Origin of the sequence: Paracoccus suum (assembly GCF_003324675.1) — a bacterium.
Taxonomy (GTDB): Bacteria; Pseudomonadota; Alphaproteobacteria; order Rhodobacterales; family Rhodobacteraceae; genus Paracoccus; species Paracoccus suum.
This window is the reverse complement of sequence record NZ_CP030918.1, coordinates 2,926,942-2,941,013: the sequence shown is the minus strand read 5'-3', so window position 1 is coordinate 2,941,013 and position 14,072 is coordinate 2,926,942. Positions and strand designations below refer to the sequence as shown.

9 protein-coding genes and 1 tRNA gene are annotated in these 14,072 nt (G+C 68.4%); 4 read left to right on the top strand and 6 right to left on the bottom strand.

Annotated elements, in window-relative coordinates; translation table 11 throughout:
• Positions 1-246: 246 nt before the first annotated feature.
• From typA to DRW48_RS14295, 3 genes are all read right to left on the bottom strand, one after another.
• On the bottom strand, positions 247-2,064 hold the full coding sequence (gene typA, locus DRW48_RS14310) for a translational GTPase TypA (protein ID WP_114077015.1): 1,818 nt from the start codon (positions 2,062-2,064) through the stop codon (positions 247-249).
• 138 nt (positions 2,065-2,202) lie between these two features.
• Entirely contained in the window at positions 2,203-3,390 is a 1,188-nt protein-coding gene (locus DRW48_RS14305) for a TrbL/VirB6 family protein (protein ID WP_114077596.1), read from the bottom strand.
• A gap of 175 nt (positions 3,391-3,565) precedes the next feature.
• A complete protein-coding gene (locus DRW48_RS14295) occupies positions 3,566-3,982 on the bottom strand; it encodes a hypothetical protein (RefSeq protein WP_114077013.1) in 417 nt (138 codons plus the stop codon).
• Between the two features lie 161 nt (positions 3,983-4,143).
• Here DRW48_RS14295 and hemF point away from each other — a divergent pair, with 161 nt between their 5' ends.
• Positions 4,144-5,043, top strand: coding sequence for an oxygen-dependent coproporphyrinogen oxidase (gene hemF, locus DRW48_RS14290; RefSeq protein ID WP_114077595.1), 900 nt, complete (start codon positions 4,144-4,146; stop codon positions 5,041-5,043).
• Positions 5,044-5,086: 43 nt separating this feature from the next.
• Here hemF and DRW48_RS14285 read toward each other — a convergent pair whose 3' ends face one another.
• Together DRW48_RS14285 and DRW48_RS14280 are read right to left on the bottom strand one after the other, a co-directional pair.
• Complete coding sequence (locus DRW48_RS14285; RefSeq protein WP_114077012.1) at positions 5,087-8,695, bottom strand: hydantoinase B/oxoprolinase family protein; 3,609 nt, start codon at positions 8,693-8,695, stop codon at positions 5,087-5,089.
• Between the two features lie 77 nt (positions 8,696-8,772).
• Positions 8,773-10,119, bottom strand: coding sequence for an ATP-binding protein (locus DRW48_RS14280; protein WP_114077011.1), 1,347 nt, complete (start codon positions 10,117-10,119; stop codon positions 8,773-8,775).
• A 49-nt stretch (positions 10,120-10,168) separates the two neighbouring features.
• Here DRW48_RS14280 and DRW48_RS14275 point away from each other — a divergent pair, with 49 nt between their 5' ends.
• The 3 genes from DRW48_RS14275 to DRW48_RS14265 all read left to right on the top strand — a co-directional run bounded on the left by DRW48_RS14275 (position 10,169) and on the right by DRW48_RS14265 (position 12,099).
• Positions 10,169-11,014: an MBL fold metallo-hydrolase gene (locus tag DRW48_RS14275; protein WP_114077010.1), complete on the top strand. Its 846-nt coding sequence runs from the start codon at positions 10,169-10,171 to the stop codon at positions 11,012-11,014.
• Between the two features lie 59 nt (positions 11,015-11,073).
• Positions 11,074-11,148, top strand: a tRNA-Asn gene (locus DRW48_RS14270).
• 240 nt (positions 11,149-11,388) lie between these two features.
• Positions 11,389-12,099 carry a sulfite exporter TauE/SafE family protein gene (locus DRW48_RS14265; RefSeq protein WP_114077009.1) on the top strand — a complete coding sequence of 237 codons (711 nt, stop codon included), beginning with the start codon at positions 11,389-11,391 and terminating at the stop codon, positions 12,097-12,099.
• A 38-nt stretch (positions 12,100-12,137) separates the two neighbouring features.
• On the opposite strand, the gene DRW48_RS14260 is transcribed toward DRW48_RS14265, so the two are convergent.
• Entirely contained in the window at positions 12,138-14,063 is a 1,926-nt protein-coding gene (locus DRW48_RS14260) for a DEAD/DEAH box helicase (RefSeq protein ID WP_114077008.1), read from the bottom strand.
• Between the last annotated feature and the right edge of the window lie 9 nt (positions 14,064-14,072).

Below are 14,072 nucleotides of genomic sequence, written 5' to 3'. Positions count from 1 at the left end.
TTAACGATGTAGTTGAATTTTTCGGCCAGAAATCCCGCCGCGGGTGAGTCGGTCACAAAATACAGCAGGCAAATGAATAAAAAAGTCTCATTTAGAAACAATTTGAATAGGTGCGGTGCCGAGCCGCGGGCGAAGCGACGCCTACGGCCCGCGTCGCATGCTTGCGCCGGGACATCTGGCCTATCGAGACAGGAAGGCGCCGCACCGTTCGGCGCAGCGCCCTCCTTGATTTACCGGGTCTTGAGCCTACTCGGCCCGCGCCTGACGCTTGCGCTCGTGCGGGTCGAGGTGCCGCTTGCGCAGGCGGATCACCTTGGGCGTGACCTCGACCAGCTCGTCGTCATCGACATAGGCGATGGCCTCTTCCAAGCTCATACGGACGGGGGTCGTCAGGCGTACGGCCTCGTCGGTGCCGCTGGCCCGGACGTTGGTCAGCTTCTTGCCCTTCAGCGGGTTCACCTCGAGGTCGTTGTCCCGGCTGTGCTCGCCGATGATCATGCCCTCGTAGATCTGCTCCTGCGCGCCGATAAACAGCTTGCCCCGCTCCTCAAGGTTCCACAGCGCATAGGCGACCGAAACACCGTTCTCCATGCTGATCAGAACGCCCTGGCGGCGGCCCTGGATCGGGCCCTTGTAGGGCACCCAGCCGTGAAAGATGCGGTTCAGCACACCGTTGCCGCGGGTGTCGGTCATGAACTCGCCCTGATAACCGATCAGGCCGCGGCTGGGGACATGGGCGATGATGCGTGTCTTGCCGTGGCCGGCGGGGCGCATCTCAACGAGATCGCCCTTGCGCGCGCCGGTCAGCTTGTCGATGACCGCGCCGGTGTAGTCGTCATCGACGTCGATGATGACCTCCTCGACCGGCTCCATCCGCTGGCCGTCCTCGTCGCGGTAGATGACTCGCGGGCGGCTGATCGACAGCTCAAAGCCCTCGCGGCGCATGTTCTCGATCAAGACGCCCATCTGCAGTTCGCCGCGGCCGCTGACAACGAAGGCGTCGCCCCCGGGGGTATCCTCGACCTTGATGGCGACGTTGCTCTCGGCCTCTTTCATCAGGCGCTCGCGGATGACGCGGGACTGCACCTTGCTGCCGTCGCGCCCTGCCAGCGGACTGTCGTTGATGCCAAAGGTCACGCTGATGGTTGGCGGGTCGATGGGCTGCGAGGGGATGGGCGTGTCGATTTCGGGCGCGCAGATCGTGTCGGCGACGGTGCCCTTGGTCATACCCGCGATGCTGACGATATCGCCCGCCTCGGCCACGTCGATCGCGGTCTGGGTCAGGCCGCGGAAGGCCATGATCTTGCTGATGCGGAACTGCTCGATGCGGTCGCCGTCCCGGCTGAGGACCTTGACGGTGTCGCCAGCTTTTGCGCGTCCGGCCTCGACCCGGCCGGTCAGCAGGCGTCCGATGAACGGGTCGGCGCCCAGCGTCGTCGCCAGCATCTGGAAGGGCTCGTTGACGCGGGCCATTTGCTTCGGCGGGCTCACATGCTGCACGATCAGGTCGAACAGCGCTGACAGGTCCTTGCGCGGGCCGTCCAGCGTCAGGTCGGCCCAGCCGCCGATGCCGCTGGCATAGACATGCGGGAAATCCAGCTGCTCGTCGTTGGCGCCCAGGTTGGCGAACAGGTCGAACACGTCATTCAGCGCGTCGTCCGGCTCGGCCGCGGGTTTGTCCACCTTGTTCAGCACGACGATCGGCTTCAACCCCAGGGCCAGGGCCTTGCTGGTCACGAACTTGGTCTGGGGCATCGGGCCTTCGGCGGCGTCCACCAGCAGGCACACGCCATCAACCATCGACAGGATTCGCTCGACCTCGCCGCCAAAATCGGCGTGGCCGGGGGTGTCGACGATGTTGATCCGGGTGCCTTTCCACTCGACTGAGGTGGCCTTGGCCAGAATAGTGATGCCGCGCTCGCGTTCGATATCGTTGCTGTCCATGACCCGCTCGGCGACGGCCTGGTTCTCGCGGAAGCTGCCGGACTGCTGCAGCAGCTTGTCGACAAGCGTGGTTTTGCCGTGGTCGACATGCGCGATGATCGCGATGTTGCGGATATCCATTCGGGGTCTCGCTTTGCGGGGTTGCGGCCCTATAGGGCGCATGGGCGCGGAACGCCAGACCAAGCGCGCGGCGGCACAACGGAAACGGCCGGCCACGATGTGGGGCCGGCCGCGATTTTAGCTCAGGAAAGCCGGGGATCAGCGGCTATAGGTAAGCCATTTCCACAGCTTGCCTTCGTCGCGGTGGCGACCACCCTTCACCGCACCGATATAGGCGGCGGCAGCAGCAATCAGCGACGAGGCGGCCAGCAGGAACGCGCTCAGGATAGCGCTGTGGCGCGCAGTCTCGGCGGCGTCGATGGCCTTCTGCTTGGCTTCGGCGGCGGCCTGCTCGGCGTCGGCCTTCAGCTTTGCAGCCTGGTCCTGGACCTCTTTCAGCTTGGCCTCGGCTTCGGCGCGCAGCTTTTGAGTCCCGTCGATGGCACTGTTGACGCGCTGATCGACCTCTTCCTTGGACAGGTTGGTGTGCTGGGCGACCAGCTCGGCCGCGTAGTTGCGGTCGGCATCGCTGATCTCGCCGGTACGCAGCACATTGGCCAGGATGCCGACGATTTCCGCCCGGACGTCACCGGTCTGGCCGGGGGTCGCCGGGGTCGGCCGTGCCGCGGCTTCGCCAACCGTCGTGCCGGTCGGGCTACCGGGGATCGGGGTCTGGGCAACCGCCTGCGACGGGCTGCCGGCTGCCTCGACCTTGCGCGCAGCGGGGCGCAGCAGGGTGTCGGTGATGTAGTCCAGCGGATTGCTGGTCATCCCTTGCGGCAACATGTCAGCAAGCGCCGGACCGGCAGCCTGACCAGCCCCCGATGCAACTCCTCCAACCGCTTGGCCAACACCGGAGATAGCGCCACCCGCGAGATTGCCTGCGCCCTGAGCGATACCGCCAACGGCCGAACCCGCAGCCTCGATCGCCGTGCCGGCTGCGCTACCGACGGCTTTCGCCCCGCCGGTGATCGCGCTGACGGCCAGAAAGCCGCCCAGCAGGGTGCCCAGTGACCACACCACGAGGCCGTGGATGCCATCGCGCGCGGTCACCTCTTCACTGGCGGCCCCATCGACGCGGCGGCGCATACGGCCGGCGATATAGCCGCCCAGCATATAAGCCGCGACCATCGAGATGACGGTAAAGAGCGCCGTCAGCACCAGACCGAAGCCGCTAACCCCTTCGTCCGAGATCGAGCCGAGCCCCAAGGCTGCGGCAAAGGCGGTCATGATTACAGAAACGCCGGCGGCAATCGCTGCGCCGGCGAAGATCGCGCCCCAGTCCACATAGCCGCGATCGCCTCCGCCGCCGCCATCGCCGGAGCGAATCACAGTAGTTTCACGCATGGCCATCACCGCAGTCCGAGAAGGGACAGAACGAACAGCACGACCACGACGAGGCCGACGAGATAAATGATAGAGCTCATGGGGGCTTCCTTCCGCCTTATGCCAACGCCGACAGGGAATTGGCGCTGCCGGAAAAACGCAGGTTGACGTGGCGGGTTCCCGCAAAGCCTGTGCCTTAGCCCTCTGGGTAGGCGGCGGTGCAAGCGCGCAACACGGCCTCGGCATGCGGCCGCAGCGCATCGAGGCGCTTGCGCAGGCCGGCCGCCTTGCGCGCTTCGGCGGCCGGATCGATCGGCACGCGGAACCGTTCCATCTCGGTCACGTCGCGCAGGCAGGGGCGCGGGATGACGACCGGGCGGCCATCGCGGCCGCGCACGACGTCCCGGCACTCGCGCCATTCGGTGGTGGTGACCGGCCGCTCGTCCCAGGCATAGCCGCGCGCCAGGTTGCCCTCGACCTCGGCCAGCAGGCGGGCGAGTGTGCGGTATTCCTGGGTGTTGCGGCTGACGCACTGCTCCTTGGGGGTGCCGCAGGCGCCGAGTGCGGCGACAAGGGCGAGGGCCATGGGCAGCATGGTACGGTTGCGGGGCATGCGCCTGACCTCTATTCCGGACGCGGACGCAAGTATAACTGCCGGCAGATCGGCGGTCCATCGCGTCGATGGTGGGGACAGACATGGCGGATGACGGCGATTACGCATCGGTGGCGGCCCAGGTCGGCGGGCGCGAGCCGGGGCAGGAGGATGCGCGCGCGATGACGGGGCAGCGCACGCAGGCCGCCAGCTGGTTTCACGCGCTTCGCGACCGCATCGTCGAGGCGTTCGAGCAGATCGAGGTCGAAGCCGTGCGCGGTGGCGCGCCTGGCACTGCCCAGCCCGGCCGGTTCGAGGTGACCCCGACCAAGCGCGACGACGGCGGCGCGGATGGTGGTGGCGGGCTTATGTCGGTGCTGCGCGGCGGCCGCATCTTCGAGAAAGTTGGCGTCAACTGGTCCGAAGTTCACGGAACCCTCGCGCCTCGCGCGCAGGCGGCGATGGCGGCGCGCGGCGTGCCCGGCATGGATGCCTCGGGCGAGGATGGCGCAGGTGACAATCGTTTCTGGGCGAGCGGCATCAGTCTGGTGGCGCATATGCAGAATCCCCATGTGCCGGCGGTGCACATGAACACGCGCATGTTCTGGACGCCCGGTGCGTGGTGGTTCGGCGGCGGCGCCGACCTGAACCCGTGCATCGAATATCCCGACGATACCGTCCATTTCCACGCGACCCTGCAGGCCGCCTGCGGCATCCATGACGCGGAATACTATCCGCGCTTCAAGGCCTGGGCGGACGAGTATTTCTTTATCCCCCACCGCGGCCGCGCGCGGGGCGTCGGCGGCATCTTCTACGACGATCTGAATAGCGCCGACTGGGACGCCGACTTTGCCTTTACCCGCGATGTCGGCGCCGCCTTCCTGCCCGCTTATCTGCCGCTGGTGCGGCGCCGGATGGGCCAGGCCTGGAGCGAGGCTGACCGGGACACGCAGCTGATCCACCGCGGCCTCTATGCCGAGTACAACCTCGTCTACGACCGCGGCACCAAGTTCGGGCTTGAGACGGCGCATGATCCCGATGCCGTCCTGATGAGCCTGCCGCCGCTGGCCAAGTGGGTCTAAAGCCGGGCTCAGAAAGCCTAAGGCGTTAGCCGCTAGGGTCGGGTCACGCCTTTCCCCAGCCGCCGGCGGTCGGTGTCTGGACCACGATCACCTCGCCGGCCTGCAGCATGGTTTGCGCGCAGGCGGGCAAAACCTCGACGCTGCCGTCGAGGCGCTCGACCGTAGTCCTGCCGGGCTCGCCGTCGCCGCCACCGGCAGCGCCCCGCGGCGCAAGGGTGCGGTGGCTGGAGAGGATCGCGCATTCCATCGCCTCGCGAAAGCGGATGCGTCGCAGCGTGCCGTCGCCGGCGCGCCCCGCGCCGATCCCGCCGCTGCCGGGCCGCAGGGCAAAGCTCTCCAGCAGAACGGGGAACCGCATTTCCAGCACTTCGGGGTCGGTCAGGCGGCTGTTGGTCATGTGGACCTGCACCCCCGAGGTGCCGTCGAACACCCGCCCGGCATTGTCGATACCCGCCGGCGCTCCGGAGCAGATCGTCTCGTAATACTGGTAGGTGTCGTTGCCGAAGGTCAGGTTATTCATCGTCCCCTGGCTGTTTCCCATCACGCCCAGCGCGCCGAAAATGGCGTTTGTGACATGCTGGCTGGTCTCGACATTTCCGGCGACGACGGCGCGCGGCCAGGCGGGCCGCAACATCGAGCCCTCGGGGATGAGGATGTTGATCGGCCGCAGGCAACCGGCATTCATCGGGATCGGGGCTTCGACCATCACTCGCAGGCAGTAAAGGACCGCGGCCCGCGTCACCGGGGCCGGCGCATTGAAATTGTTGGCCTGCGCGTCCGAGGTGCCGGTGAAATCTATGGTCGCGCTGCGGGCCGCGCGATCGACGCTGATGCGCACCCGGATCACCTGGCCGGTGTCGGTCGGATATTCGTATTCGGCGTCTTGCAGTCGCCCGACCAGGCGCGCGACCTCCTCGGCCGCATTGTCTTGAACATGCCGCATATAGGCCTGCACCACCGGCAGGGTGAAATCGGCCACCATGCGCTGCAGCTCGGCCGCGCCACGGGCATTGGCCGCGACCTGGGCCTTGAGGTCGGCGATATTGGTGGCCGGGTTGCGACAGGGCCAACGGTGGTCAGTCAGCAGGCGCAAGGTTTCCGCCTCGCGAAAGCGGCCTTCGCTGACCAGCAGGTAGTTGTCGATCAGAACCCCCTCCTCGTCGACCGTGGTCGCGAGCGGGGTCATGCTGCCGGGCGCGGTCCCACCGATGTCGGCGTGGTGTCCACGCGCCGCGACCCAGAACAGGATCGCCTCGCCGGCGTCGTCGAACACCGGCGAGACGACCGTGATATCGGGTAGGTGGGTGCCGCCGTTATAGGGTGCATTCAGGGCGAAAACGTCGCCCGGCCGGATTTTGGGATTGGCGGCCATCACAGTCTGGACGCTTGCGTCCATGCTGCCCAGATGCACCGGAATATGCGGGGCATTGGCCACCAGATTGCCCGCCGCATCGAACACCGCGCAGGAGAAGTCGAGCCGCTCCTTGATGTTGACGCTCTGCGCCGTCATCTGCAGCGCCAGCCCCATCTGCTCGGCGATGTTCATGAAGAGGTTGTTGAACACCTCGAGCAGGATCGGGTCGACCTCAGTCCCCGCCGCAGCGGTGCGGGCGCGGGGGGCGTGACGGGTCAGGATGATGGCATCGTCGGGGGTCAGGCGCGCGGTCCAGCCGGGCTCGACCGCGATGGTCTGGTTGCGCTCGATGATGAGGGCGGGGCCGGGGATGGCATCGCCCGGTGCCAGATCGTCGCGGTGAAAGACGCCGGCCTGATGCCATGCGCCGCCGCTGTAGACCGGGGCGGTCTGCGCCGCCGTGCGCTCGCGGTCCGGCAGGCCTTCCGTGGCCGCCTCGCTGCCGCTCCGCCGCGGCTCGGCTGCCTCGACCTCCAGCGTCTCGACGATCAGCGCCCGGTCCGGGGCGATAAAGCCGAACTGGGCGCGGTGCGCTGCCTCGAAGGCGGCGCGGGCGACGGCGGGATCGCCGGTCCAGTCGATAGGCAGGGTGCTGTCGGTGCCCTCGTAGCGCAGATGCACGGTCGCGGTGGTGCGCGAATCCGCAATACCTTGGGCCGCCAGATCGGCCCGCGTCGCCTCGGTCAATGCCGCTTCAGCCTCGGCAAGGCGCGCGGCTTCCCCCAGCCCCGCGACCAGCCCTTGTTGGCGGCTGACCGACACCTGCGCGAGGCCGATGCCATAGGCCGACAGCAGGCCCGACATTGGATGGACCAGCACCGCTTCCATCCCCAGCGCATCGGCGACAAGGCAGGCGTGTTGTCCGCCAGCGCCGCCAAAGCTGTTCAGCAGATAGCGGGTCACGTCATGCCCGCGCTGAACGCTGATCTTCTTGATCGCATTGGCCATGTTGTCGACGGCAATGCGGATGAAGCCTTCAGCCGCGGCCTCGGGACTGATCCCCGCCTCCTGTCCGATCCGGGCGAACTGCGCGGCCACGACCGCGCGGTCCAGCGGCTGGTCCTGTCCGGGTCCGAAGATCGCCGGGAAGAGGTCGGGGTTCAGCTTGCCGAGCATGACGTTGGCATCCGTCACCGTCAGCGGCCCGCCCCTCCGATAGGCGGCGGGGCCGGGGTCGGCGCCGGCGCTGTCCGGGCCGACCCGAAATCGGCCCGGCTCGGCATGCAGGACGCTGCCGCCGCCGGCGGCGACGGTGTGGATGCGCATCATCGGGGCGCGGATGCGCACGCCCGCGACCTCGGTGTCGAATGCCCGCTCGAACGCGCCGGCGGCATGGGCGACGTCGGTCGAGGTGCCGCCCATGTCAAAGCCGATCACCCGGTCGAACCCGCTCGCCTCGGCGGTGCGGACCATGCCGACAACGCCGCCCGCCGGGCCCGACAGGATCGCATCCTTGCCCTGGAACCGCTCGGCCGCGGTCAGCCCGCCGCTGCTCATCATGAATTGCAGGGTCGGTCCGGGCGCGCCGGCCGGGGTGGCGCCAAGCGCCGCGCCCACCCGCGCCACGTAGCGTCGCAGGATCGGCGAGAGGTAGGCGTCCACCACTGTCGTGTCGCCGCGGCCGATCAGCTTGACCAGCGGACTGACCTCGTGGCTGACGCTGACCTGGGAAAATCCCATGGCCCGGACGGCTGCAGCCAAGGCGATTTCATGCGCGGGATTCATCCAGGAATGCATCAGTGCGATGGCCACCGCGTCGAAGCCCGCGGCCTTCAGCCCGGCCAGATCGCCCTCGATGGCGGCCAGATCCAGCGGAGCCTCGACCGAGCCATCGGGCAGCAGCCGCTCGGGCACCTCGATAACGCGCTGATACAGTTGCTCGGGCAGGATGATGTCCTTGGCGAAGATGTCGGGCCGCGCTTGGTAGGCGATGCGCAGCGCGTCGCGAAAGCCGCGCGTAATCAACAGCGCGGTCGGCTCGCCCTTACGTTCGAGCAGGGCGTTGGTGGCGACGGTGGTGCCCATGCGGACAGTCCCGATCCGGTCCGGCGACAGTGTGCCGCCCAGCAACCGGCGGATGCCCTCGACCGCCGCGTCCTCATAGGCGCCGGGGTTTTCCGACAGCAGCTTCAGCGGGGTCAGGGCGCCGTCTGGGGCGCGGCCGATAACGTCCGTGAACGTGCCCCCACGGTCGATCCAGAAATCCCAGATGCCGCCCGCGCCGTTGTCTTGATCCAATGTCGCGCCCGCCCTGTTGCCTGCCCAAGTGCTTGCAACTTGGCCGGCGGGCGTCAAGCGCACCGGGCAAGACCCGCTTAACGCGGCAGGACGATCTCGGCCCGCAGACCGCCGAGGCGGGCGCCGTCGGTCAGGCGCAACTGCCCGCCATGGGCGCGGGCGATGTCGGCGGCAATCGAGAGGCCCAGGCCGACGCCGCCGCCCCGGTCCTGATTGCGCGACGGGTCGAGCCGGGTGAACGGCCGTTGCGCCTCGTCCCGCTGGTCGGCCGGGATGCCGGGGCCGTCATCCTCGACGCTGATGCGCAAGCTGCGGGGCAGCAGGGCGGCGTCGACCTCGGCCCGGCTACCATAGCGCACGGCATTGCCGATCAGGTTGCCAACTGCCCGGCGCAGGGCATCGGGGCGGAAAGCGGCGAGGCCATTCGGGTCGCCCTCCATCGGCCCCAGCGTCACCGGCTGCCCGGCCCGGCGGGCGTCGCCCACCAGTTCGGCGACGAAAGGCAATGCTGGCAGATGTTCGGGCGGGCGGTCGTGGGCATCCGCATGGGTAAAGTCGAGAAACGCGTCGACCAGCCGGGCCATGTCGTCGACGTCACGCTCCAGATCCGCGATCTCGGCCGGCGAGGGGGGCTCGTCGGTGGGCAGCATCGAAAGGCCGAGCCGCAGCCGGGTCAGGGGGGTGCGCAGATCGTGGCTGACGCCCGACAACATCAGGGTGCGCTGTTCGATCTGGCGCTCGATGCGGCTGCGCATGTCCAGAAAGGCAGCGCCGGCGCTGCGAATCTCGATGGCGCCGGCGGGGCGATAGGGCACGTTGCGGCCCTTGCCGAACTCCTCGGCGGCGCGGGCGAGGCGCCGGATCGGGCGCAGCTGGTTGCGCAAAAAGATCGACGCGATCCCCGAGGCGAGCAGCGCGGTGAACACCATCAGCACCAGCAATTGGTGAGGGTTGGCGGCACTGACACGCGCGCGGGCAAAGGTGATCTGCGCCGCGCCATGGCGGGTATCGAGGGTCAGGATTACGCGCCCCTTGCGGGTCAGATCGACCGCGGTGACTGCCGGCACCCGGGCGCGCATTTCCTCGGCGACCACCCTCCCCGAAAAATCGTCACGGTCGCGGCGCACGCCCATCTGCGGTGCGGCGGGCAGGGCGACCTGCAGGTCCAGCGGACCCGCCGGTCCCGCCGTGGCCACAAGGGCCGCGGGGGCATCCGGCGCTGCGTCGATCAGCTCAGCCACCAAGCCGATCTCGCGCGCCATCGACGCGGTCATCTGCCGCGTCACGCCCTCGAAATGGCGTTGCAGGAACACGACCGAAACGACCAACGTGACCACCACGACCGGCAGCACCAGGATCAGGGCCGCGCGCCCGTAAAGGCTGCGCGGTCCGATCTGCTTGAGCCAGTCGAAGCCGCCCTGCATTGTCGTTCCCGATTCCCGTCCCTAACGTGGCCGCGACAAGTGAGGGATCATGCTGCGAGTGCTGACTGCCGGCAACCCGTCGCCGCTGACCGGGCCGGGCACCAATACCTTCGTTCTGGGGGACGGGGATCTGGCGATCATCGACCCGGGCCCGTCCGATTCCGCGCATCTGGCGGCGATCCTCGCCGAGGTCGGCGGCCGGCCGGTGCGGGCCATCCTGATCACGCATCCCCACCTCGACCATTGCGGCGGGGCACGAGCACTGGCCGAGGCGACCGGCGCGCCCGTACTGGGTTTTGGCGGTCCGCTGGAGGGCCGCGCGCCGCTGATGGCCACGCTCGCGGGGGCAGAGATCGGCGGCGGTGAGGGGCTCGATTTCGGCTTTTGCCCGGACCGCCGGCTCCGCGACGGCGAGGTGATCGCCGATGCGGACTGGCAGCTGACGGCCCTATGGACCCCGGGCCATTCGGCGCCGCACATGAGCTTTCTGTGGGGTGACCTGCTGTTTTGCGGCGATCTGATCCTCGGCTGGTCCTCGACCCTGATCTCCCCCCCGGACGGCGACCTGACTGACTATCTGCGCTCGCTGGCCCGCATCGCGGCGCTGGGCACGCGGCAGCTGTTGCCCGCGCACGGGGCGCCCATCGACGACCCGGCCGGGCGGATCGAGGAATTGCTGGCCCATCGCCGCGCCCGCACGGCCGAGATTCTGGCCGCGCTGCAACCCGGTCCCGCCACCGCCGAAGAACTGGCGCGCCGCATCTACACCGTCCCTCCGGCGCTGATCCCGGCGGCCGCCCGCAACGTGCTGTCGCATCTGCTGGCCCTGTACGATCTCGGCGCGCTGTCGGTGGACCGCGAACCGGGCGCCGCCGCCCGTTTTTCACGAAGCTGACAAATATGTGCCGCCCCTACTGGACGCCCCAAAACCCCGTTGCTATACGCGCCCCGTGTTCCGGCGTAGCTCAGCGGTAGAGCAGTTGACTGTTAATCAATTGGTCGTAGGTTCGATCCCTACCGCCGGAGCCAAAAGTTCTCTCAGCCACCTGAAATCGTTGCATAACTACGCGTATGTAATGTGAGCAGGGACAATATTCCCCAAGTTGACGCGATCTTTTTCGACAGGCCGTTCGGCTTGTTCGAAGGTTTGCTCGTCGAACTCGCCGCGCCCAGGTCGTCAAGTGCGTTCCACGAGGGTAGAGGCGACGAAACCGCGCTGGTCTGCCGGGCTCGCCCGCTCGGCGGCCGCAGCCCGAAAACGCGGGCGAAATGACGTTCCTGACGTTTGTTGGCCTGTCGCTGGCCGTATGCTTTTCCGCATTCGTGCAGGGCAGCGTCGGGATAGGCTTTGCGCTGATCATGGCGCCGATCCTTGCCTTTGTTGCGCCCTCGCTGCTGCCGATCACCCTCCTGATGCTCATGATCCCGCTCAACCTTCTGGTCGTCTATCGCGAGCGGAAGGCGGTGGACTGGCGGGGCGCGCGATGGGTCATGGTTGGCCGTTTCTTTGGGACCTTCCTTGGCATTTGGGTGCTGGCGGCGCTCTCCCTGCGCCAGTTGGAACTTGCCGTCGGCCTGTTCACCGTTCTGGCCGCCGTCATTGCGCTGATGGCCCCGCCGTTCAATCCGACCCGCGCCGCCGGGCTGGGGGCCGGGCTGTTCACCGGCGTGACGGAAACCGCGACCGGCATCGCCGGGCCGCCGCTTGCGCTACTCTACCAGCACGCATCTGGCCCGGTCCTGCGCGCGACGGTCGCGCTTTGCTTCCTGGCGGGCGAGGTCATCTCGCTTGTCATCCTTGCGGCGTCGGGCGCGGTGCATGCGGGCCAGATCACCGCGGCCGCCTGTCTGGTCCCGGCGACACTGGCCGGAACCGTGCTATCCCGCCTCTCGCACGCCCGGATCAACGGCCCGGCGCTGCGCGTGGCCGTCCTGATTTTCTCGATCGCCAGCGGCGTGATCCTGATGCTCAAGGGGTGACGCGCCCACGCGCCGCGCGGGCACGCTTTCCCCCGAGGTCACCGCTTCGGCTTTGCCGGCCCCGGATGCTTGGCTTTCGGTTTTGCCGCAGCCCATCCCTTGCCAGGGGTCGTCCCGGCCGCACCCCCTGCGGGTTTACCCGCGGCCTTGGCCTTTGCCGCCTTTTGCGGGCCGGTCCAGCGTTGCTTGACGCGCGGGGCGCCGGCGGCCTCGACTGGTGCGGCGTCGCTGTTCCGGTCGATGGGGGTCCAGGTCGGCGCGGGCTTGGCCGGAGGGGCGCTTGGCCCGGACCGGCCCGGTGCCTCGGCATCGGCCTCCGCCTTGCGCTTGGCATAGGGCTTGGCGGGCTTTGCATGGGCGGGACGGTCGGTCTTGCGCTCGAGGTTCGGCTCGCCATTGAGGCGGCGCATGGTCAGGCCCGGGGCGATTTCGGTTACCTCGGCAAAGCGGGGCGCGTCGCCACTTGCGATCTGCACGAAGGTCTCGTCCTCGCGCACGCGGATCGCACCGATGGCGTCGCGGGTGATGCCGCCGGCCTCGCAGATTTTCGGCAGCAGCCAGCGGGCCTCGGCGCGGCCGGTGTGGCCGACCGACAGTTCGAACCAGACCGATACACCGAACTCGCGCTGCTGGCGCGGGGCCCCGGCCTCGGGGATCGGGGCGCTCTCGGTCATCTCCTCCGGCGGCGGGCGGCCATTGCGCCACAGGTTGACGAATGCGGCGGCCAGTTGCTCGGGCCCGATGCGGGCCAGCAGGTCATGGGCGACGCTCATGTCCTCCAGCGGCGCGCGCAGGGCCGGATCGTCAAGCATCCGCGCATCGTCGCGGGCGCTGACCTCGTCGGCTGATGGGGCCTTACCCCATTCGGCGACAACCTTCGCGCCCTCCAGCAGACGCTGCGCCTTCTTGTAGTCCGAGGGCGGCACGATCAGCGCCGAGACGCCCTTGGCGCCCGCGCGGCCGGTGCGGCCCGAGCGGTGCAGCAGAGTCTCGGAATTGGTCGGCAGGTCGGCGTGGATCACCAGTTCCAGCCCCGGCAAGTCGATGCCGCGCGCGGCGACGTCGGTTGCGATGCAGACGCGCGCGCGGCCGTCGCGCAGGGCCTGCAGGGCATGGGTGCGCTCCTGCTGGGACAATTCGCCCGACAGCGCCACGACGCTGAAGCCGCGGTTGCCCATCCGCGCGAGAAGGTGGTTCACGTTGGCGCGTGTCTTGCAGAACACGATGGCGGTGCGCGCCTCGTAAAAGCGCAGCAGGTTGAAAATGGCGTTCTCGCGGTCGCGCGTCGCGATCGACAGCGCGCGGTACGTGATGTCGCCATGCTGGCGCGCCTCGCCCGTCGCCGCGATGCGCAGGGCGTCACGCTGGAAATCGCGCGCCAATTTGGCAATTGCCGCGGGCACCGTGGCGGAGAACATCAGGGTGCGGCGCTCGGCCTGGCCGGATTGCAGAATGAACTCCAGATCCTCGCGAAAGCCGAGGTCCAGCATCTCGTCCGCTTCGTCCAGCACGGCGACGCGCAGGTCCGACAGATCGAGGCTGCTGCGCTCGATATGATCGCGCAGGCGGCCGGGCGTGCCGACAACGATCTGCGCCCCACGCTGCAGCGCCCGGCGCTCGTTGCGAAAGTCCATGCCGCCGACGCAGGTCGCGATCTGCGCGCCGGTGGCGGCGTAGAGCCAGGCCAGCTCGGCCGAGACCTGCAGCGCCAGCTCGCGCGTCGGGGCGATGACCAGCGCCAGCGGCGCGGTGCCGGCGGGCATCATGCCGGCGGTGTCGAGCAAGTCGGGCGCGGCGGCGATGCCGAAGGCCGCGGTCTTGCCCGACCCGGTCTGGGCCGAGACCAGCAGGTCGCGCCCCCGGGCGTCGGGGTTCAGCATCGCCTGCTGGACGGAGGTCAGGGCCTCGTAGCCTCGTTCGGCCAATGCAGCCGCCAAGGGCGCTGCGATATCATTCTGGGTCATTGGTCTGCC

What these genes read in the sequence shown, in the direction of transcription:
- DRW48_RS14265 (WP_114077009.1), top strand. Translation starts at nt 11,389, where the DNA reads ATGACGTTCCTGACGTTTGTTGGCCTGTCGCTGGCCGTATGCTTTTCC.
- hemF (WP_114077595.1), top strand. Translation starts at nt 4,144, where the DNA reads ATGACGGGGCAGCGCACGCAGGCCGCCAGCTGGTTTCACGCGCTTCGC.
- DRW48_RS14305 (WP_114077596.1), bottom strand. Translation starts at nt 3,390, where the DNA reads ATGCGTGAAACTACTGTGATTCGCTCCGGCGATGGCGGCGGCGGAGGC.
- DRW48_RS14275 (WP_114077010.1), top strand. Translation starts at nt 10,169, where the DNA reads ATGCTGCGAGTGCTGACTGCCGGCAACCCGTCGCCGCTGACCGGGCCG.
- DRW48_RS14260 (WP_114077008.1), bottom strand. Translation starts at nt 14,063, where the DNA reads ATGACCCAGAATGATATCGCAGCGCCCTTGGCGGCTGCATTGGCCGAA.
- DRW48_RS14280 (WP_114077011.1), bottom strand. Translation starts at nt 10,119, where the DNA reads ATGCAGGGCGGCTTCGACTGGCTCAAGCAGATCGGACCGCGCAGCCTT.
- DRW48_RS14295 (WP_114077013.1), bottom strand. Translation starts at nt 3,982, where the DNA reads ATGCCCCGCAACCGTACCATGCTGCCCATGGCCCTCGCCCTTGTCGCC.
- typA (WP_114077015.1), bottom strand. Translation starts at nt 2,064, where the DNA reads ATGGATATCCGCAACATCGCGATCATCGCGCATGTCGACCACGGCAAA.